General features: G+C 56.9%; 19 protein-coding genes. 7 read left to right on the forward strand and 12 right to left on the reverse strand.

Going from position 1 to position 19,306, the window contains the following annotated elements; genetic code table 11:
- Positions 1 to 89: 89 nt before the first annotated feature.
- Positions 90 to 1,769, reverse strand: a complete 1,680-nt coding sequence (locus KZZ06_RS16530) for a bifunctional protein tyrosine phosphatase family protein/NAD(P)/FAD-dependent oxidoreductase (RefSeq protein WP_219581218.1) — start codon at positions 1,767 to 1,769, stop codon at positions 90 to 92.
- 15 nt (positions 1,770 to 1,784) lie between these two features.
- On the reverse strand, positions 1,785 to 2,669 hold the full coding sequence (locus KZZ06_RS16535; protein ID WP_219581219.1) for an MBL fold metallo-hydrolase: 885 nt from the start codon (positions 2,667 to 2,669) through the stop codon (positions 1,785 to 1,787).
- Positions 2,670 to 2,778: 109 nt separating this feature from the next.
- Here KZZ06_RS16535 and KZZ06_RS16540 point away from each other — a divergent pair, with 109 nt between their 5' ends.
- Positions 2,779 to 3,690, forward strand: coding sequence for an MBL fold metallo-hydrolase (locus KZZ06_RS16540; protein ID WP_219581220.1), 912 nt, complete (start codon positions 2,779 to 2,781; stop codon positions 3,688 to 3,690).
- A 2-nt stretch (positions 3,691 to 3,692) separates the two neighbouring features.
- The gene (locus KZZ06_RS16545) at positions 3,693 to 4,637 is read left to right on the forward strand and encodes an MBL fold metallo-hydrolase (RefSeq protein WP_219581287.1); all 945 of its coding nucleotides are present in this window, start codon (positions 3,693 to 3,695) and stop codon (positions 4,635 to 4,637) included.
- A gap of 3 nt (positions 4,638 to 4,640) precedes the next feature.
- On the opposite strand, the gene KZZ06_RS16550 is transcribed toward KZZ06_RS16545, so the two are convergent.
- The 10 genes from KZZ06_RS16550 to KZZ06_RS16595 all read right to left on the reverse strand — a co-directional run bounded on the left by KZZ06_RS16550 (position 4,641) and on the right by KZZ06_RS16595 (position 13,016).
- Entirely contained in the window at positions 4,641 to 5,078 is a 438-nt protein-coding gene (locus KZZ06_RS16550) for a DUF302 domain-containing protein (RefSeq protein WP_219581221.1), read from the reverse strand.
- A gap of 163 nt (positions 5,079 to 5,241) precedes the next feature.
- On the reverse strand, positions 5,242 to 6,300 hold the full coding sequence (locus KZZ06_RS16555; protein WP_219581222.1) for a c-type cytochrome: 1,059 nt from the start codon (positions 6,298 to 6,300) through the stop codon (positions 5,242 to 5,244).
- Complete coding sequence (soxC, locus tag KZZ06_RS16560) at positions 6,284 to 7,555, reverse strand: sulfite dehydrogenase (protein ID WP_219581223.1); 1,272 nt, start codon at positions 7,553 to 7,555, stop codon at positions 6,284 to 6,286. The genes KZZ06_RS16555 and soxC overlap by 17 nt, the downstream gene beginning before the upstream one ends.
- 32 nt (positions 7,556 to 7,587) lie before the next feature.
- Positions 7,588 to 9,291 (reverse strand): thiosulfohydrolase SoxB, encoded by a 1,704-nt coding sequence (gene soxB, locus KZZ06_RS16565; RefSeq protein WP_219581224.1) that lies wholly within the window; start codon positions 9,289 to 9,291, stop codon positions 7,588 to 7,590.
- Between the two features lie 97 nt (positions 9,292 to 9,388).
- On the reverse strand, positions 9,389 to 10,243 hold the full coding sequence (soxA, locus tag KZZ06_RS16570) for a sulfur oxidation c-type cytochrome SoxA (RefSeq protein ID WP_219581225.1): 855 nt from the start codon (positions 10,241 to 10,243) through the stop codon (positions 9,389 to 9,391).
- Positions 10,244 to 10,270: 27 nt separating this feature from the next.
- Positions 10,271 to 10,600 (reverse strand): thiosulfate oxidation carrier complex protein SoxZ, encoded by a 330-nt coding sequence (gene soxZ, locus KZZ06_RS16575; RefSeq protein ID WP_219581226.1) that lies wholly within the window; start codon positions 10,598 to 10,600, stop codon positions 10,271 to 10,273.
- Positions 10,601 to 10,622: 22 nt separating this feature from the next.
- Positions 10,623 to 11,042, reverse strand: coding sequence for a thiosulfate oxidation carrier protein SoxY (gene soxY / locus KZZ06_RS16580; protein WP_219581227.1), 420 nt, complete (start codon positions 11,040 to 11,042; stop codon positions 10,623 to 10,625).
- Between the two features lie 37 nt (positions 11,043 to 11,079).
- Positions 11,080 to 11,553, reverse strand: coding sequence for a sulfur oxidation c-type cytochrome SoxX (gene soxX / locus KZZ06_RS16585; protein WP_219581228.1), 474 nt, complete (start codon positions 11,551 to 11,553; stop codon positions 11,080 to 11,082).
- Positions 11,554 to 11,692: 139 nt separating this feature from the next.
- Complete coding sequence (locus tag KZZ06_RS16590; RefSeq protein ID WP_219581229.1) at positions 11,693 to 12,250, reverse strand: thioredoxin family protein; 558 nt, start codon at positions 12,248 to 12,250, stop codon at positions 11,693 to 11,695.
- 25 nt (positions 12,251 to 12,275) lie between these two features.
- Complete coding sequence (locus tag KZZ06_RS16595; protein WP_219581230.1) at positions 12,276 to 13,016, reverse strand: cytochrome c biogenesis CcdA family protein; 741 nt, start codon at positions 13,014 to 13,016, stop codon at positions 12,276 to 12,278.
- 71 nt (positions 13,017 to 13,087) lie between these two features.
- On the opposite strand from KZZ06_RS16595, the gene KZZ06_RS16600 reads away from it, so the two are divergent.
- The 5 genes from KZZ06_RS16600 (at position 13,088) to KZZ06_RS16620 (ending at position 19,268) form a co-directional block, all read left to right on the forward strand.
- The gene (locus KZZ06_RS16600; RefSeq protein ID WP_219581288.1) at positions 13,088 to 13,465 is read left to right on the forward strand and encodes a hypothetical protein; all 378 of its coding nucleotides are present in this window, start codon (positions 13,088 to 13,090) and stop codon (positions 13,463 to 13,465) included.
- 69 nt (positions 13,466 to 13,534) lie between these two features.
- Positions 13,535 to 13,870, forward strand: coding sequence for a helix-turn-helix transcriptional regulator (locus tag KZZ06_RS16605; protein ID WP_219581231.1), 336 nt, complete (start codon positions 13,535 to 13,537; stop codon positions 13,868 to 13,870).
- A 6-nt stretch (positions 13,871 to 13,876) separates the two neighbouring features.
- On the forward strand, positions 13,877 to 14,953 hold the full coding sequence (locus KZZ06_RS16610; protein WP_257884418.1) for a YeeE/YedE family protein: 1,077 nt from the start codon (positions 13,877 to 13,879) through the stop codon (positions 14,951 to 14,953).
- A 113-nt stretch (positions 14,954 to 15,066) separates the two neighbouring features.
- A complete protein-coding gene (locus KZZ06_RS16615) occupies positions 15,067 to 18,270 on the forward strand; it encodes a 4Fe-4S double cluster binding domain-containing protein (RefSeq protein ID WP_219581232.1) in 3,204 nt (1,067 codons plus the stop codon).
- Positions 18,267 to 19,268 carry an NAD-dependent epimerase/dehydratase family protein gene (locus tag KZZ06_RS16620; RefSeq protein WP_219581233.1) on the forward strand — a complete coding sequence of 334 codons (1,002 nt, stop codon included), beginning with the start codon at positions 18,267 to 18,269 and terminating at the stop codon, positions 19,266 to 19,268. Before KZZ06_RS16615 ends, KZZ06_RS16620 begins: the two co-directional genes overlap by 4 nt.
- Positions 19,269 to 19,306: the final 38 nt, after the last annotated feature.

The following is a 19,306-nucleotide window of genomic DNA, read 5'->3' on the forward strand; positions in this document are numbered from 1 at the left end:
CACGCTGGCTTTCGTTATGATGTGGCAGGCGGGGCTAGACACCCCGCCTGTTAAACTTGTCCCCTGATCGGGGCCTGTCGCGCTTGATATTAATCAACCTTGGCAGACAGGGCCTCGGGTTTGGCCAGCCATTCGCGGCCTTTTAGCATCCCCTGCCAATAGATCGGTGGCAGCAAATGTTCCTTTAGAAACCATGCCGCGCGGCTGGGTTTGGTGCCGTCGATCAGCGCCCTAGGGAAGCTGGGCAAAAGCACGCCGCCATACCCGAATTCGGCCAGCACGATCTTGCCGCGTTCTACCGTCAGGGGGCAGGAACCATAGCCGTCATATTGGCTGGTGGCTGATTTGCCGTTCATATCAGCGACCATGTTGTTGGCAACAACCGGTGCCTGTTTGCGCGCAGCCGCCATTGTTTTGGCATTCGGCGCGTTCATCACATCCCCCAATGCCCAGACGTTATCAAAGCTTTTGTGGCGTAATGTCGCCTGATCAACATCGACCCAACCGGCCGCATCCGCCAATGGCGAAACGCGAATGAAATCGGGTGCCGATTGCGGCGGGCACACATGCATCATATCGAAATCCATCTCGATACGCTCTATCGGGGTGTCAGGCTTGGCCACATCGAACCACGCCTTTTTGGCAGGGCCATCAACCGCGACGAGGTTGTGAAAGAAATTCAGATGCGCGTTATACTTCTGAACATAGTCCATCAACGCAGGCACGTAATCCTTGACGCCGAACAACACGCCGCCCGCGTTGTTGAACTGGATATCGATGTCTTTTAACACGCCACGGCGATGCCAGGCGTCGCCTGACAGATACATCGCCTTTTGCGGGGCACCGGCGCATTTGATCGGCATCGGCGGCTGCGTAAAAATCGCGCGGCCCGACGTCATCGTGCTAACCAGTTCCCACGTATAGGGGGCCAGATCATAGCGGTAGTTCGAGGTAACGCCGTTTTGGCCCAACGTTTCGTTCAACCCTTCGATCTTGCCCCAATCCAGCTTGAGACCCGGACAGACGACCAGCCGCTTATATTTCACCACACGACATCCATCGAGGATGATCGCGTTGTTCTTTGGCTCAAACGCGGCGACGGCAGCCTTGATCCAATGCACATCTTGCGGGATCAGTGATGCCATCGTCTTGGCTGTTTCGGAGGCGTCGAAAACGCCACCGCCCACCATTGTCCAGCCGGGTTGATAGTAATGCACATCGGCAGGATCGATGATGGCGATTTCAAGGTCGGGTTTGCGCGCCTTTAGGCTGGCTGCCGTAGCGATACCACCCGCACCGGCCCCCACGATCACGACCTCATAGGTCACGTCGCCCGTGTCTGTAGGGGTTTTGCCACCATTGGCAATGCGCCGCACCACGCCTGACATATCGTATCCGGCGGCTTTGGTCTTGGACAGAATATCGGCCAGATCGGTCTTGCCCGCCTGCGAAAGCGACCACAGCGTGGCCGACCGCATGCCCGAGCGGCAATAGGCCAGAACCGGGGCGGGCAATGTTTCCATCGCCGCGCCAAAGGCATCAGCCTCGGTATCCACGACCTTGCCAGACACCACGGGGATATACACCGCCTCGAGCCCGTGCTTTTTCGCAGCCGTCTCGATCTCGGTAAAGGTGGGTTGATCGGTGCCCTCGCCATCAGGACGGTTGCAGATAATGGCGCGGAAACCCTGTGCTTTGAGTTCGGCCATATCATCAGCCAAAATCTGAGGGCTTACCGATACACGCTCCGTGAGTTTTTTGGTTTCCACGATTTCAACTCTTTCCTATAGGCCGTTAACTGGCACTTTGAGCATTGTATTACCGTCTTTGTCTTTGGGGATGTGGCCAGCGCGCATGTTGACCTGAAGCGACGGGATAATCAGCTTGGGCATATCCAGTTGCGCGTCACGTTCGGTGCGGAAGGCGATGAATTCCTCGCGGGTTTTGCCGCCGCCCACATGGATGTTATGGGCTTTTTCCTCGCCTACTGTGGTTTCCCACTGAATATCGCGGCCGTTGGGGCCATAGTCATGGCACATGAACAGGCGCATATCGTCCGGCAGGCTCAGCACTTTTTGGATACTGTCGTATAATTCGCCAGCGTCCCCACCGGGGAAATCCGCGCGCGCCGATCCGCCATCGGGCATGAACAGCGTGTCACCGGTAAAGGCCGCGTTGCCCATCACATGCACCATACACGCGGGCGTATGACCCGGTGTGTACATGGCAAAGCAGGTCATGCCGCCGATTTTGTAGGTGTCGCCATCCTTGAACAAGGCATCAAACTGCGAACCGTCCCGCTGGAATTCGGTGCCCTCGTTGAACACTTTGCCAAAAGTATCCTGAACCACCATGATTTTTTCGCCGACGCCGATTTTGCCGCCCAGCTTTTGCTGGATGTAGGGCGCGGCGGACAGGTGATCAGCGTGAACATGGGTCTCGATGATCCACTCAAGCTTCAAGCCTTTATTCTCAATCTCGGCGATCAGATTGTCGGCGTGGTCATAGGTGATGCGGCCCGCTGCATAATCAATGTCCATGACCGAGTCGACAATCGCGCAGGACGTCGAATTGGGGTCACGCACGATATAGCTGATCGTGTTGGTTGCAGGGTCAAAATGGCCCGAAACTTCAGGCGTTACGCTCATATCAACAGGATAGTCGGTCATCGCTAAATGCTCCTTTTCAGACATTCAAAAGCGCCGTGAACAATGCTTGCACTAACGCTGTCGTTCATACATATTCATACTATGGAATTTTTAAAGAGGGAAGTGGATTATGGCAACGACGAGACGTGACTTCATGTTGCAAGGTGTCGCAGCCAGCGCTTTGATGGGGATGCCCGGTTTGCTGCATGCACAAATGCCCATCGGGAATATGACGCTGGATGTGGTAAGCGATGGCTACCTGACACTGCCGGGCGATTTCATCTTTGGCCCCATGCCACAGGACGAATTGATGCCGGTCCTGAACCGACTTGGCCAAGAATATGACCAACTTACACCGCCTTGTAACCTAAGCCTGCTGCGTGGCGACGGGCGTGTGGTGCTGTTTGATGCGGGATCGGGATCGGAATTCATGCCCACCGCCGGCAAGATGATGGATGCGCTGGATGCTTTGGGTGTCGCGCCGGAAGACATCACCGATTTGGTTTTCACCCACGGCCACCCCGACCACCTATGGGGGGTGCTGGACGATTTCGGCGATGCCCTGTTTACCAACGCGACCCATTATATCGGGCAGACCGAATGGGATTATTGGACCGACCCGAATACCGTGAACACCATCGACAGCGGGCGTCAGACCTTTGCGATAGGGGCCGCGCGGCGATTGGGTGTTGTGGCTGAACGGATGCAGTTCTTTCACGATGGCGACGAGGTCTTGCCCGGCGTCGGTGCGCGCATGACCCCGGGGCACACCCCCGGCCATATGGCGTTCGAAGTACGTGCCGGAAACACGGCCGCGATGATTGTGGGCGACAGCATCGGCAATGATCACGTGGCCTTGGCGCGCCCCGCATGGGAATCCGGATCGGACCAAGATATGGTATTAGGGGCAAAAACACGGGTTGGTTTGATCAATGATCTGGCCACAGCAAACATGCCCATCGTCGGGTTCCACCTTGGCCATGGCGGGCTAGGGCGGATCGAAAAAACCACCGATGGTTTCACATTCAGGACAGAGCTATGAACATGCGCGCGCTGACGGCTGCCCTTGCCCTTCTCGCGCTGCCCGCCTTTGCCAGCGAAGATATCGCTGATCAATATCCGGCTTCGGTGCTGTATTCCAAACCGGTGGAATTCATCCCGCATGTGTTTTCCGCCATCGGGGCGACCGCGCCGCCCACCTATGAAAACGCAGGGCATAACAACAATCTCAGCTTTATCGTGACCGGTGACGGCGTCATCGTGATTAACAGCGGTGGCTCGTACCAACTGGCCAAGGCCCTGCACGACGAGATCAAGACCGTCACCGACCAACCTGTCAAACTGGTTTTCAATGAAAACGGCCAAGGTCACGCGATGTTGGGCAATACCTATTGGGCCGAACAGGGCGTCAAGATTGTCGCCCAGATCGAGGGTGCAGAGGCGTTTGAAGAAGAAGGCCCCGGATCGCTGCGCGCGGCGCAAGCGCGGTTGAAGGAACGTGCTGACGGCACCGAGCTCACCCCGCCCACGGAAACCTTTGACGATGAATATATCGTCGATATGGGCGATTTTCATATCGAGGCGCTGCATCTTGGCCCTTCGCACAGCCCCGGTGATATCGTGATCTGGCTGCCCGAACAAAGCCTCGTAATTGCCGGCGACATGGCATTTCACGAACGGATGCTGCCAATCTTTCCCGACACATTGACCGACGAATGGCTGGAAACCTGGGATGGCCCGTTCGAGGCACTAGGTGCGACCTATGTCATTCCCGGACATGGCCACCCCACGAATATGGCGCAGGTGCGACGTTACACCAAAGGGTATCTGGAATATCTGCGGGGCAAAATCAGGGATCATCTGGATGCAGGCGGATCATTGGCCGACGCATATTACGTCGACCAAACGCCCTATACCCATCTGGACACATTCGAAGAACTGGCCACCAAAAACGCAGGCCGTGTGTTCGAACAGATGGAGTTTGAATAGGGTTTAGAACCCGTCGATTGCGCTTTGTGTAAGCTCGTTCAGAAACGCCTGAACCTCTTGCATCGGACCTTCGGGATAGGTGGGGTAGCCAACAGCAACCTCACCATCAATCTCGGTCACAAAAATGCTATAGGGGCAATGGGCGATGTTCATCGGATCGACCTCCATCACTTTGCGTGACAACACGGCCGAGCAGAACAAGAACACATCTGCGCCTTTATAAATTTCGACATCGCTGCCCACATCAGCACCCGTGCGGTTCAGCATGTCGCCAACGTGGCTGACGTGATCAATGACCAGCCCCTGACCGATGATTGCGTTTTCGACGGCGAATGTCGCATCGTCAAAACTGCCATCATAGGGGAAAGTGATCGCCTGATCTTGAGCCGCTACAGGCGCGGCAACAAGGCAAAGTAAAAGGGCACCAAAAGTTAGTTTCATCTTACGTATCCTTTCAGGGTTGGGCACGGCGGAACCGGTACAGCCCCGCCTGATACCCTACGTAATCATAGCCATGATAGCGGTCGAATACCAACACCCAGATTTCGTGCCGTTGGTATGAATGGTCGCGCGGGCTGTCCCCGCGCGACCATCAATCGGTCAATTATTCCCCCGAAAAGGTCGAGAGATAGGCGATCACAGCCTCGATATCCGAGTCTTTCTTAAGACCGGCAAACCCCATTTTTGTGCCTTTGATGTATTTTTTGGGGCCAGCCAAGAATTCGGCAAGGGTTTCATCGGTCCAGACCAAACCTTCTTCGGCCTGTGTTTTCAGGGCCTTGGAATATTTGAAGCCATCGATATGGCCAGCAGCCGCACCAATCACACCGTTCAGGATCGGGCCGGAACGGTTTTTGGCATCATCGCCAACCTGATGGCATGCCTTACACTTGCGGAATACCTTTTCACCATCCTCGATCAAGGCCGGATCAACGGCAGCGACCTCAGGCTCTGGCGCGGTTTCTTCTTGTGCTTCAACTACGGCAGGCTCGGCTGTGGCGGCAGGTGCTTCGACTGCGGCTTCGGTTGTTTCCTCTTCCGGGGTCACGTCCAATACCAATGCGCGCATGGTGACTTCGACGGTGTCTTTGCAGTCGGTCATGCACGGCTCGCCCGACCAGATCGCAACCTCGGTTTCCACGCGGTCGTCCAGAATGAACCCGTCGGCATTGGGCATTTCGACATCAAGGAACGTGTCCTTGGACAGAACGAAATCGTCTTCGATCAGGTCGTTGGAATACAGGATGTAAGCCACAATCGCATAGGTTTCATCTGCCGTCAGCGTGCCCGCATTGCCGTAAGGCATCGAACGGCGGATGTAGTCAAAGCTGGTCGATAGATAAGGCCAGTAGGACCCAACCGTTTTCAAAGGGTCCTTGTGGTCAAGCGTATCCATACCGCCCGCAAGTTTCGGCCAGTTATCAATGCCTTCGGCAAAGTCACCGTGGCAAGCGGCGCATTTGGCGGCAAAGATTTCTTCACCGATGATCGCGTCCCCCTGACCTTCGGGCAGGCCCGTGCCGTCGGGATGGACGTCCAGATTCCAGGCCGCGATTTCCTCGGGCAGTGCTGCACGGCCCAAACCATATGTCTGTGCGACCGCTGGCATCGCCAGCATGGTGGCAACGGCACCGACAGAGATTGATTTAAGAAACTTCGACATTTTCGGCCTCCCCATTGGGGCGGACCCACCAGGTTTGAATACAGTTGTTGTGATAGATCGAATTCAGCCCACGCACGTCGCGCAGTTGCGTCTTGGTCGGCTGGACATATCCGGTGTCATCCATCGCGCGGCTTTGCAGGTACATGTCCTCGCCGTCCCAATCGGTGTCGAGATAAAAGCGGGTGAGCGCCATTTTCTCGCCGGGTTTGGCAAGCCGCGCGGTTTCCCATGTCTTGCCACCATCCTTGGACACATCAACGCGGGTGATCGCGCCACGCCCGGACCATGCAAGGCCGGTGATAACCAGCGGCCCTTTGCCGTGGGTGATCGGCGATTGCGGGCTGGGCGAGGTGACGACGGATTTCGCGTCCATCTCCCATGTCCATTTGCGGCTGACGCCATTGGCCAGCGTGTCGGTATATTTGCTGGTCTCTTCGCGGCTTTCCACAGGGGCATCGGTGACTTCGATACGGCGGATCCACTTGACCCACATGTTGCCTTCCCAACCGGGCACGACAAGACGCACAGGGTAACCATGCTCTTTGCGCAGCGCTTCGCCGTTGGCTTTGAAGGCGACCAAGACATCGTCGAGCGCCTTTTCCATCGGGATCGAGCGCCCGTTCGACGATGCATCGGCACCTTCGACATAGACCCATTTGCCCGCAGTGTCATAGCCCGCTTCTTCCAGCAGGGTGCGCAGCGGCACGCCGGTATATTCCATGTTGTGGATCATGCCGTGGGTGAACTGCGCGCCATTCAACTGCGCGCCGGCCCATTCCATGCCTGTGTTGGCAGCACATTCCAGAAAATAGGTGTGGTTTTCACGTGGGAACCGCTCAAGATCAGCGTAGGTAAAGACCAGCGGACGGTCGACCAAGCCGTTGATCATCAGTCGGTAATCTTCTTTCTTCAGTTCGATCGCACCGGAATGGTGACGCTCGAACGCGCAGCCTTGGGGCGTGATCGTGCCATCCAGCGCGTGGATCGGCGTAAAGTTGATCGAACTGACGGTATCGGCTGTCAGCCATTCCACATTGCGGCGGACCACATCACCTTCGAACTGGATCGGCAGACCGTAAGGTGTGGCATCGACGCCATCACCAAAGGACTGGGCCCATTCTTGCGTTTCGGTGATCAGCGGATCGGGTGTTTCAGCGCGCGCAGCGCCGGCGGCAAATGCGCCAACCCCTGCGGTTGCGGCACCGCGCAAGAACGCACGGCGGTTTGGTTTTTTAGCTTCAAAGGTGTCTGACATAACAAACGCCTCCCTTTTTATTGATGTCGGCGTTAGACGCCGTCGACGGTTACACTGGTATTTTCGGCAAGCGACACGGTGCCCAATTTGCGGATGTGGCTTTCGACCACGTCCCAGATTGGCGGACCTTCGGTGCCTTCGTTCACGCTGGCCCAGCCGGCAATCTGATAGGTCTTGGCCGGGTCAATCAGCTCGCCTGTTTTCAGAAGGGTCATTTCGGTGATCCGGCTGCCTTGCGGCTTGGTCACGTCAATCCGGTAGCCAAGGCCCCCGGTGCGCACCATGTCGCCACCCTGTTGGTAATAGGGGTCGGGGTTGAACAGGTTATCGGCCACGTCTTCCAGCACGACATGCAGGAATTCACCCGTCATTTCGGTACGGTACGCTTCGGGATAGGTCATCGATGTGACGTTCCAGATGTCTTCGCGTGTGATGTCCTGACCGGGCAGGATCGACGGACCCCACCGCACGCCGGGGCTTAGCGCGATATCGGCCTCGCGTTCAGACAGCAGCGCGTCGCAGATCAGATCATCCCACGAGCCGTTGAAATTGCCGCGGCGGTACAACAGCGTATCATCAGCCGTTGTGCCAATAACTTCGCTAAGCTGCTCCGCATAAGGTGCGCGCTGTTCGTCGATCAGGGTGGTGATCGCCTTGTCCGGCGTGATCACATCCGAGAAAATCGGGATCAGCTTGTGCCTAAAGCCCATCATGCGGCCATTCTGTACGTCCAGGTCAACGCGGCTCACAAATTTACCGTTCGACCCGGATGCAACGATGATGGTTTCGCCGACCAGCACAGGTTCGGGCAGCGCGTCATGGGTGTGCCCCGAAAGGATCACATCGATACCCGTCACAACGCCCGCCATCTGTTTATCAACGTCAAAGCCGTTGTGGCTGAGGCAGACAACCAGCTCGGCCCCTTTGGCCCGGACTTCGTCGACCATTTCCTGCATCCGTTCGTCACGGATACCAAAGGTGTATTCAGGGAACATCCAACCGGGGTTGGCGATCGGCATATACGGGAATGCCTGACCGATCACAGCGACCTTAACGCCACCGGATTCAAAGAACTTGTAGGGTGGGAACAGTTCGGTCGGTTCGTCCCATTCGGCGTCAAAGATGTTCTGGCCAAGGGCGGCAAAGGGCAACCCTTCGACGATTTCGTTCACGCGGTCAGAGCCGAGCGTAAATTCCCAGTGGAATGTCATCGCGTCGGGCTTGAGCGCGTTCATGACGTTCACCATGTCCTGACCTTGGGTCTGGTAGCAGGTATAGCTGCCATGCCATGTATCGCCGCCATCCAGCAGCAATGCATCGGGGCGGTCGGCGCGGATCTGGTTGATGACAGTGGACACGCGATCTAGACCGCCCATCTTGCCATATCCCTGAGCCAGCGCCGAGAAATCATTATAGGTCAGCGCATAGGCAGAATGGCTGCCGTCATCGATGCCATAAAGCTTGCGGAAATCGGCACCCGTGACGTGAGGCACGGCACCCTTGTTGCCGCCCACACCGATATTGATCGATGGTTCACGGAAATAGATCGGCTTGAGCTGCGCGTGAATGTCGGTGATGTGGATCAGGCTGACATTGCCGAAGGTATCAAATTCAAGCAGCTTGTCTTGGGTCAGCGCCTGCTGCGCGGCCAGCTTGCCCCAATTGCCAAAAGACGATGCCCCGTAAAGGGCGGTTGCAGCCATGCTGGCTTGAAGAAAATCACGACGAGAAATCATGCGACTGGCCTTAATTTCACGCATTCACATGCGCATGTTTGAATAAGTAATAGGCGAAAAACCCCGCCCCACAAATGTGGGACGGGGCCTTGATTGTTTAGTTGCGGACGGACGGGCCTTCGACAGACAGACCGTTGCCGCGCGAACCGACATACAGTTCCAGTGCCACGAATTCGGGGCTACCTGGGTTGAATGTTTCGGCGCGTGTATCACGTACACACCCTTTGAAACGGGCATGTGCCGAATTCAGCTTGGTGTTTTTCAGACGGTAGGTTGGGAAACCGTTGATCTGACCTTGGCTCAGGTGGTCTGCGCGGATCATGTTGCCATAGTTGTCTTCGTGGCAATTCGCACAGGACAGCTCGAGCTGACCAAAACGGGTGTAATAGATTTCCTTGCCTTGTTCCCATGTGGATTGCGCAGGACCGTCGATGGCGACGTCCACAGGCATGCCACGGGAAACCGATGCCAGCAGCGCTGTCATGTTAACCATGTCACCGCCAGTGTACTTCCACTTTTCGGCACCCATGCGGTTTTCACGACAATCGTTGATCTGCATTTCCAAGGTACGTACTTCGCCAGCGGCTTCGACGTATTTTGGATATACCGGACGGACGCCAGCCATGTCGCTGGATGCGCCATGGCAATCCGCACAGGATTTACCTTCGGAACCGTCAGCAGCGTTCCAAGTGTCTTCGGCCTGTTCCACAAAGATCATGCCGGGGTTGTCGAAATCATCCCGTTCCATGTCACGGGTTTCCGTGCCGCGAAACAGCCAACCCGACATGACCTCGTCCATTGCATCGGAAAGATGCGCAGGCGCGGCTGTGCGGGTGACGATTTCGATGTCTTCGTTGATGACCAGATTATCGTCTGCTGGTTCGGCCATAGCACCTGATGCCACGATAATCGCGGTCATGCAGGCCCCTAACCCTTTGGTGAACTTATTCATTATTATTCCTCCCGAGAATGCAGACGCTTAACCGATTGCGATGTCTTTGGTGTCTTCATAGACGTCGCCATCATCGTCATACCAAGTAAAGGTGAACGTCCCGGCCTCAGGCACGAGAGCGTCGAATTCAAGGTATGGGTTGGTCGAGATCGCCGGCTGCAGCGTGAAGTCCACAACATTCTGACCATTAAAATCGCAGGTAAAGCGGTTGATGATCGAACGTGGAATTACATTGCCGTCGCCGTCTTTGCGCTGGCCGGATTCCATTTTGTGGCTGATCAGCGTCTTGATGGTGATTGATTCACCTGCTGCAGCGGATTTTGGTACTTTGACGCGGGGTTTTACACCAGATGCCATTTCATTAATTCCTTATAAAGCCTTAGCCGCCGCAGCCGCCGATTGTCACTTTTACCGTGCTCGATGCTTTCGCAAAGGAGCCGTCAGCCAGTTTGGCGATTGCCACCACGTCTTGTGTACCCGCCAGGCGAATACGTGTGGACGCGTGCTGCGATCCGGCGAGCGGACCAAAACCAAAGGTCGCAACGCCGGGTGTCGGGTTGCCCATGGCCAGAACCAAAATCTCTGTCGCGCCGGGGGCGTCAACTTCGATTGGCACTGTGTTGCCGTTTTCAGCGATCTCAGGCGCGGTAAGTGTCACACCTGTGTCAGCCAGTTCTGCACCACCGGTAAAGGCAGCAATTGCATCTTCGCCCGCGGCCGCGATGGCCAGCTTTGGAAGCGCCAGCGCGGCAAAGGCGCTTGCACCCATGACGATCGCACTACGTCTTGTGAATTCCATTGTCATACTCCTGAACAAACCCTTTTAGCGGGGCTTTTTAGTCTTTCAGCGTGGCGAGATACGCCACTACATCTTCGATTTGCTGTGCCGACAAAAGCGGCCCTAGCGTGTCATCGGCGGCTTTGCCTGTATAGGCGTTGCCGGGGCGGATATATCCGGTGTCCTTGTAAAAGGACGGCATCATCGTGCCCTCGAACATGATTTTCGCATTCGCCACGATCCCGCGCAGCTCTGCTTCGCTCCACCGATCGCCAGCACCGTCAAGTGCGGGGCCAATCAGGCCTTGGAACGCAATATCTGGCAAAGCGCTTACTTCGTGGCACGCCACGCAGTTGCCCAGCTTTTTGCTGCCAACGATTTTTGCACCCTCTTCAGCATTGCCCGCCACACCGGTCAAAGACATTTCGACAGCACCGTCAGTATAGCTGACGGCGGTCGGTGCGACTTCTGCTGCGAATGCGCTGGTGGTGACAGCAACGGACGCCACCAAGGCGTATATTGAAACTCTCATGTGTCCTCCCAAAGACTCTTATTTGTATACCAGCGTAGACCCACCGCCATACTGACGCAACTATAAATTCGCTTTTGTGAATTTTAAATTGGTTTTAAACTGGCGACGCATGGCGTCTCTTGCTGGCAGGTCGGTTATTCTACTCGGCCATTTTCCGGGCAAGATATTTTTGAAACGGCTCGTCGCCCTCGTATTCTTTGTCGACAACCCATTGTAACATGTTGAAAGTCGTGCCCGGACCAAAGGCCCCCGGCACCGTTGCGACGGCCGCCTGAGCTGCGGTTTGGCCCTCGGCCACGTCCTCGGGCAAGAACACCAGCGTCGGGGTGAACATCATCCCCCACTTACGCACCATGTCTTTTTCAGGCAGGGATTCGCCGTCGAAATCTGTCACTTCGACGTCACCGAACATGTTGATCTGCACGACAAAGTAATGCTCTTTCAGATAGCTGTCGATGTTGGGAAGCGGGAACACTTCTTGGTGCATTTTGGTACAGTAAATGCAGCCGCGCTGTTCCACCGTCAGCATCAGACGTTTACCTTCGGCATTGGCTTCGGCCAGATCCTCGCGCAGATCCTTGAAGGTGTCGCGCATCCAGTCGGTTTTGTGCAGACCGTCATCGCCCAATTCCACGGCATAAGCCGATCCGGCTAGCGCCAGCGACACAACGGTCAGACCGATTTTCAAAAGTTTCATCTTGGATACTCCTGTTTATTCAAACTCACCCGATGCCGCCGAAAACCGGAAAGGTTTCAAGCATCCATTGGGCGATATAATTCATTGAATTTGTGGCGATCAGCACCCCAAAGAGGATCAGCAATGCGCCCATGACTTTTTCCACCGTTCCCAGATGCTGGCGAAACCGTGCCATCCACCGCATGAACGGCCCGATGAACATCGCGGCCACAACAAAGGGGGCTGTCATCCCGACCCCATAGGTAAACAGCAACAGCGCACCATTGGCCGCAGTATCCGTGCCTGCTGCGGTGAACAAGATCGCCGCCAGCACCGGCCCGACGCAGGGCGTCCAGCCGAAAGCAAAGGCAAGGCCAATGACATAAGCCCCTATCAGGCTCGTCGCCTTGGTATCGCCGGCATCAGCGCGAAACTGACGGTACAAAAAGCCGATGCGGATCACACCCAGAAAGTGCAGGCCCATGGCGATGATAATCGCGGCAGCGATCCAGCGCAGATAATCAAAATATTCGCGGACAACTTGCCCAAAGCTCGATGCCGCAGCCCCCAAGCCCATGAAAATCGTGATCACCCCGGCGGCAAAAAACAGCGAGGCCAGAACCGCGCGGCGGCGCACGGATGGATCAACGGGGCCGTCTGCGGTGATCTGGTTCATCCCGACACCCGCCAGATAGCTAAGGTAGAACGGAACAATGGGTAGAATACAGGGCGACAGGAAGGATAATAATCCAGCGATAGCAGCGCCGACGAACGTAATTTCAAGCATTTTGGGTGCCTTTATCTTGTACCATGCACATATTCGCATTATGTTATGCGAAATCAATAGGTCTTTTAATGATACGTATCCGCGCGTTCCTTTTTGCTTTTGTTGCCCTGATCACCTTGTCAGGACACGCCATGGCCGATGTGTCATTGATCATGGTCGAGGAAAAAGGGTGCGTTTGGTGCGCCCGTTGGAACGAAGAAATCGCGCCGATCTATCCCAAGACCCAAGCCGGTAAAACCGCCCCTCTGCGCCGCATCGATATCAAGGCCGAGACGCCATCAGATCTTAGCTTTAAACGCAGCCTGAGGTTCACGCCGACCTTTGTGTTGATGGTGGATGGCAAGGAAATTTCGCGCATCGAAGGTTACCCCGGCGAGGATTTCTTTTGGGGAGTCTTGGAAAAAATGATGTTTGATGCCAAACTGATGGTGCCACCAAACGGAAGCTAAGGCCCGGCCACTGCGTTGGATCGACCAAGGCAGTTTTGAATTTGACTAAAATACTAAGGAAACCATCCTGTGGGTCTACCCGTTTTTGACAAGAATATGTGTGCTGAAGACCTCGACAAGATGGCTTCGAATGCAGTGAAAGCATCCAACTTTCTGAAGGCGATCAGCCATGAAGGCCGTTTGATGATCCTGTGCCATCTGGCATCGGGTGAAAAATCCGTGACTGAACTGGAAGAACTGCTTTCCGCTCGGCAGGCCGCCGTGTCCCAACAGCTTTCGCGCCTCCGGCTTGAAGGTTTGGTGATACCGCGCAGGGATGGAAAAACCATTTACTACCGCCTTGCCGATGATCGGCCCAAGCAGATCATGGAAGTCGTCTATGATCTGTTCTGCCGCGCTGATTGATCTAAGATGAGCGGTATCGGCGCGATGCTGTTGGATCGTTTTTCCGAACCGACACTGATGGCCTGTGCCGGATTGTTTGGCGGTATCCTACTGGGCCTCGCCGCGCGCCTTGGCCGTTTTTGCACCTTGGGTGCCATCGAAGATTTGTATTACGGTGCCACCTCTACCCGCTTTGCAATGTGGGGTATTGCCCTTGGCGTCGCGCTGATCGGTACATTCGGGCTGTCCGCTGTCGGCCTGCTGAACATGGCCGACACCCTGTATCTGGCGATGGCGTGGAACCCGTGGGCCAGCATCGTCGGCGGCTTGGTTTTTGGCTACGGCATGGCGATTGCGGGCAACTGCGGCTATGGCGCGCTGGCGCGTATGGGTTGCGGGGATTTGCGGTCATTCATGATTGTGATCGTCATGGGCGTGTCCGCCTATGTGGCGCTTGGCGGGCCGCTTTCTACCCTGCGGCTGGCGCTGTTCCCCACCGCCGAAGCCGGCGCAACGCCGCCGGGACTTGCCCATCTGATCGCCCGGCATCTGCCTGTCGATCTGCATCTGGTCGGCATCGTGGCGGGCTGTTTGCTGATCGCCGCAACCCTTATGCACAGGGGGCTTCGCGAGAACCCGACGTCCATCTTGTGGGGCGTGGTCGTGGGCGTCGCCATCGTTTCGGGCTGGGCAGGCACGCAATGGATCACCGCAAACGGTTTTGACCGCAGCATCATCATTTCCCATACCTTTACCGCCCCCGTCGGAGAGACATTGCTGTATCTCATGACATCGTCGGGCAACACGATCAGCTTTGGCACCGGATCGGTTGTGGGGGTGATTTTGGGCGCGCTCGCCGGGTGCCTGATCAAAGGCCACATGCGGTGGGAAGCCTGCGAAGACCCCCGCGAATTGCGCCGTCAGATTGGCGGGGCCGTCCTCATGGGCTTTGGTGCCGTGGTCGCGGTTGGGTGCAGCGTTGGTCAGGGATTATCAGCGTTTTCTGTCTTGGCCTACAGCGCGCCCGTGACGCTGGCCTGCATCGTGTTGGGGGCCGTGATCGGCCTGCGCCAACTGGTCGAAGGCTTTGCCGGAATTGACTAGGCGCATCAGCAAGCTGTGATGCCCGCCAGACCGGTTCGCGGCAGTTCAAACTCAAGCGTTTGTGCGATCTTTTGCACTGTCCTTTCGCCGATCCCGATGCCACAAACACACGCATGAAGATATTTTCCGGCAAATCCCGTCCCGTTCATCTCGGCCCCTACCCGCTTGAGCGGCTGCGCAGGGAGGTTACGCCGCATACGGCCTTGCCTGACATGCCGTTTCCGGCAGTCTCGTTTTCAGCGCCGCAAAGACCCGAAAGCATCATCAACGCGATGGGGCCGTTTCAGGCGATGATGGATGCGCTGCGATCCGGTGCGGTGAACAATACCAAAGCCGACATTCCTGATGATCCGCTGGAACGGGCGCAGCATCTCAAGGCGTTTGGTTATTACAATGACGCGTCGATGATGGGTGTCTGCGCCCTGCCCAAAGGCGCAATTCTGACCGCCCCGCGAACGAACCCTGACGTTGCCGCATTGGTGGACGATCTGAAGCATCGCCAAACCACAACCCTTGCCACCGGGATTGATGCAATCATGGCCGACCTGCGCGATACTGCGGGTGCTGATGCGGGTACGATTACGCACCATACCCATGCAATTGTTGTGCTGGTCGCCTATCCCCGCGATCCGTCCACGGACGAACCCGGATACGACTGGATCGCCGATGCACAGGCACAACGGGCGTCCCTGCGGGCTGCGGAAAATGCGACGGTACTGGCCGAATATATTCGCATCCTGGGCTTTGACGCCCGCGCCCATTCGGTAACTTCCAGCGATGTGCATTTACCCAAGCTGGGGCTGGCGGCGGGGCTGACCACGATGCAAGGCGATGCCCCCTGCGCGCCATGGCTGGGCCAGCGCTATGGCCTTGCGGCGATCACGACCGACATGGCGATGACACCTGACCTGCCGCTGTGCCCGCTTGCGCAGCAACCCGCATCGGTCTTGCGCGGTCATGTCTGGCAGCTTGGCACCCACGGCGGGGCCACGGCCCGCAATCACGACCCCTACGCCAAGCGCGACTTTGTTAATGGCCCGCATCCGTTCGAAACCCTCAAGCGCGTTGACAACCCCACCACCTATATCGATGCCGCGAATGTGCCGCGCATCCCCAAGCGCACGGACATGTTTGCACGCGGCCAATTCGGTGACATGGGCCCCAAGGTGCAGGACGCCATGAAAGGCGGGCAACATATCGTCAAATCGGCCCCCGCTTCGGCACAACGCAGATTGCTGGGCGCGCTGATCTTGCTGCAAAAAGGCACCCCTGCCCCGACCGCACGGGACGCAGGGCCACTGCGCAATGCGGCCAACCTGAAAGCCGCCGCATATTTTCTTGGCGTCGATGCGGCTGGGTCCTCTGCCTGTCCGGATTGGACATGGTACAGCCATGACGCCACCGGCACGCCCATCACCCCGCCCCACGACCAGTCACTTAGCGTTGTGATCGATCAGGGCTTTGAAACGATGGAAGGCGCATCCGGCGATGACTGGATCAGCACTGCCCAATCCATGCGCGCCTATCTGCGGTTTTCGGTTCTGGGCGGCATTCTGGCGCAGCATTTGCGCAACCTTGGTTTCGACGCCAAGGCACATACGGTGATGGATGGCGATGTGTTGCAGCCGCCGCTTTTGCTGCTGTCAGGCCTGGGCGAGGTCAGCCGCATTGGCGAGGTGATCCTGAACCCGTTCCTTGGCCCCCGTCTGAAATCCGGCATTGTCACCCACACGATGCCCGTAGCCCATGACAAACCCATCGATTTCGGCCTGCAAAAATTCTGCGAGGCCTGTAATAAATGCGCCCGTGAATGCCCGTCGGGTGCGATCACCGCAGGCCCCAAAAAGATGTTCAACGGCTACGAGATCTGGAAATCCGACAGCCAGAAATGTGCCACCTACCGGATCACCAACAAGGGCGGGTCGATGTGCGGGCGTTGTATGAAAACCTGCCCTTGGAACCTCGAAGGGCTGTTCGCCGAAGCCCCGTTTCGCTGGGCCGCCAGCACAATCCCCGCCGCAGCACCGCTGTTGGCACGGTTGGATGATACCCTGGGGCGCGGCGGGCTGAACCCGGTCAAGAAATGGTGGTGGGACATCGAACGCCAGCGTAGTGGCGTTGTGACCGCCCCAACCCATCCGGTAAACACCCGCGATCTTCAGCCTGATCTGAAACTGCGGGCCGAAGATCAGACATTGGCCGTCTACCCTGCCCCGCTTGCACCCCATCCGTGGCCCTATCCAGACCCGATGAACCGCGAGGCGGGGATCAAGGCGCATGCCGCCCTGCTCACCGCTGACGAACACCGCGCCCGTAATGCCACCGGGGCAACCGATCACCTGCACCTCTATGAAGTGGGCACAGATACGCCGGTGCTGGATCTGCGGATCGCCCGGGTTGTCCCTCTTAGCAACACGGTCAGTCTCTATGATCTGGTCCATCCCGAGGGCGATGACCTGCCAGAATGGACGGCAGGTGCCCACCTTGATCTCGTCGTGGCCCCTGAATATTTGCGCCCCTATTCGCTGCTGGGCGACCCCGCCGATCGGTCATGCTACCGCATTGCGGTCCTGCGCGAAGACGAAGGCCGCGGTGGGTCGGCACTGCTGCACCGTATCTTCACCCAAGGGCGCCGCGTGTTCGTTTCGGCCCCGATCAACCATTTCGAGCTGGTCGAAGACGCCCCCCACAGCCTGCTGTTCGGCGGCGGTATCGGCGTGACGCCAATGATCGCATTTGCCCACCGCCTGAATGCAATTGGCCGACCCTTTGATCTGCATTACTCTGCACCGTCCCGTTCGGCGGCCCCGTTTATCGACATGCTTGCGCGCGTCCCATGGGCAGACCGCGTTCACATACATCTCAGCGCGGAACACACCCGCGCCAATATGCCGGCCCTCACAGCTCAGGCGGTCAAAGGCACCCAAGTCTACACCTGCGGCCCAGACGCTTATATGCTAGCCGTGATGGATGCTGGCAGGGCAAGCGGCCTGCCCGATGACAATCTGCATCTGGAATATTTCGCGCCCCCCACGATGCCTGAATATGTCAACCATCCCTTCACCCTGCGCCTGAGCGATGGCCGATTGATCCCCGTCACCGCCGATCAATCGGCCAGCGACGCGCTGATCGCGGCGGATATCAAGCTGGACATAAAATGCGCCGATGGCATATGCGGTGTGTGCAAATGCACCCTGCTATCCGGCACAGCCGAGCACCGCGATTTCGTTTTGTCTGCCAAGCAACGAGAGACCGAGATCATCCTCTGCCAATCCCGCGCCGCAGACCCGAACGGCGTATTGGAGATCGATTTATGACCCGCACAGCCCTCGTCACTGGCTCTTCTGGATTTATCGGATATTTCACCAGCCTCACGCTACTAGAGGCAGGCTGGAACGTTATCGGGCTGGATAGCCTGTCTGATTATTACGATGTCGGTCTTAAGGAACGCCGCCAAACAATGTTGAATCAACATGCAGGGTTCAGCGTCATCAACGACCGCTTGGAAACCCCCGGCATCCTAATGGCATTGTTCGAAAAGTATCGCCCCGATGCTGTTGTTCATCTCGCGGCCCAAGCAGGCGTGCGCCACTCCATTGATGCGCCACGCGACTACGTCGAGGCAAACCTGATCGGGACATTCGAACTCTTGGAAGCTGCACGGCATTTCCCCCCCGCGCATATGCTGCTTGCGTCAACGTCATCAGTTTATGGCGCCAATACCGAAATGCCCTATGCCGAAACCCAAAAGGCCGACATGCAAATGTCGTTCTATGCGGCGACCAAAAAGGCAACGGAAAGCATGGCCCACAGCTATGCGCATCTCTATCATCTGCCAATCACCATGTTCCGGTTCTTTACCGTCTATGGTCCATGGGGCCGCCCCGATATGGCACATTTCAAATTCACCAAGGCGATCCTGAACGGCGACCCGATCGACATTTACAACCACGGCGACATGAAGCGTGATTTCACCTATATCGACGATCTGACCGCATCGATCCTCGCCCTGATCGACACCGTGCCCGGTGATACGCCTGTTGAAAATGACAGCCTGTCCAGCGTCGCGCCCTTCCGCGTTGTGAATATCGGCAATGACAGCCCTGTGCCGCTGATGGAATTCATTGCCGCGATCGAGAAAGCTTGCGGGCGCAAAGCCATCAAAACCTACCACGATATGCAGCCCGGCGATGTCCCTGCCACTTGGGCCGATGCCACACTACTCCAGAACCTCACAGGCCAGCGTCCGGTCACCCCGATTGAAACCGGTTTGCAAAACTTCGTCGACTGGTACCGCGACTATTACAAAGTCTGACCTTGATTTCCAAATGGTCTAAAATCCTCGCCGAAGGC

The sequence above is a fragment of the Sulfitobacter sp. CW3 genome, assembly GCF_019392245.1.
Classification (GTDB): domain Bacteria; phylum Pseudomonadota; class Alphaproteobacteria; order Rhodobacterales; family Rhodobacteraceae; genus Sulfitobacter.

Coding starts and splice junctions, on each gene's coding strand:
- KZZ06_RS16550 (WP_219581221.1), bottom strand. CDS start 5,078: ATGAAACTAACTTTTGGTGCCCTTTTACTTTGCCTTGTTGCCGCGCCT.
- KZZ06_RS16595 (WP_219581230.1), bottom strand. CDS start 13,016: ATGCTTGAAATTACGTTCGTCGGCGCTGCTATCGCTGGATTATTATCC.
- KZZ06_RS16620 (WP_219581233.1), top strand. CDS start 18,267: ATGACCCGCACAGCCCTCGTCACTGGCTCTTCTGGATTTATCGGATAT.
- KZZ06_RS16555 (WP_219581222.1), bottom strand. CDS start 6,300: ATGTCGAAGTTTCTTAAATCAATCTCTGTCGGTGCCGTTGCCACCATG.
- KZZ06_RS16540 (WP_219581220.1), top strand. CDS start 2,779: ATGGCAACGACGAGACGTGACTTCATGTTGCAAGGTGTCGCAGCCAGC.
- KZZ06_RS16545 (WP_219581287.1), top strand. CDS start 3,693: ATGCGCGCGCTGACGGCTGCCCTTGCCCTTCTCGCGCTGCCCGCCTTT.
- soxX (WP_219581228.1), bottom strand. CDS start 11,553: ATGAGAGTTTCAATATACGCCTTGGTGGCGTCCGTTGCTGTCACCACC.
- KZZ06_RS16590 (WP_219581229.1), bottom strand. CDS start 12,250: ATGAAACTTTTGAAAATCGGTCTGACCGTTGTGTCGCTGGCGCTAGCC.
- soxC (WP_219581223.1), bottom strand. CDS start 7,555: ATGTCAGACACCTTTGAAGCTAAAAAACCAAACCGCCGTGCGTTCTTG.
- soxZ (WP_219581226.1), bottom strand. CDS start 10,600: ATGGCATCTGGTGTAAAACCCCGCGTCAAAGTACCAAAATCCGCTGCA.
- KZZ06_RS16535 (WP_219581219.1), bottom strand. CDS start 2,669: ATGACCGACTATCCTGTTGATATGAGCGTAACGCCTGAAGTTTCGGGC.
- KZZ06_RS16610 (WP_257884418.1), top strand. CDS start 13,877: ATGAGCGGTATCGGCGCGATGCTGTTGGATCGTTTTTCCGAACCGACA.
- soxY (WP_219581227.1), bottom strand. CDS start 11,042: ATGGAATTCACAAGACGTAGTGCGATCGTCATGGGTGCAAGCGCCTTT.
- soxA (WP_219581225.1), bottom strand. CDS start 10,243: ATGAATAAGTTCACCAAAGGGTTAGGGGCCTGCATGACCGCGATTATC.
- soxB (WP_219581224.1), bottom strand. CDS start 9,291: ATGATTTCTCGTCGTGATTTTCTTCAAGCCAGCATGGCTGCAACCGCC.
- KZZ06_RS16615 (WP_219581232.1), top strand. CDS start 15,067: ATGAAGATATTTTCCGGCAAATCCCGTCCCGTTCATCTCGGCCCCTAC.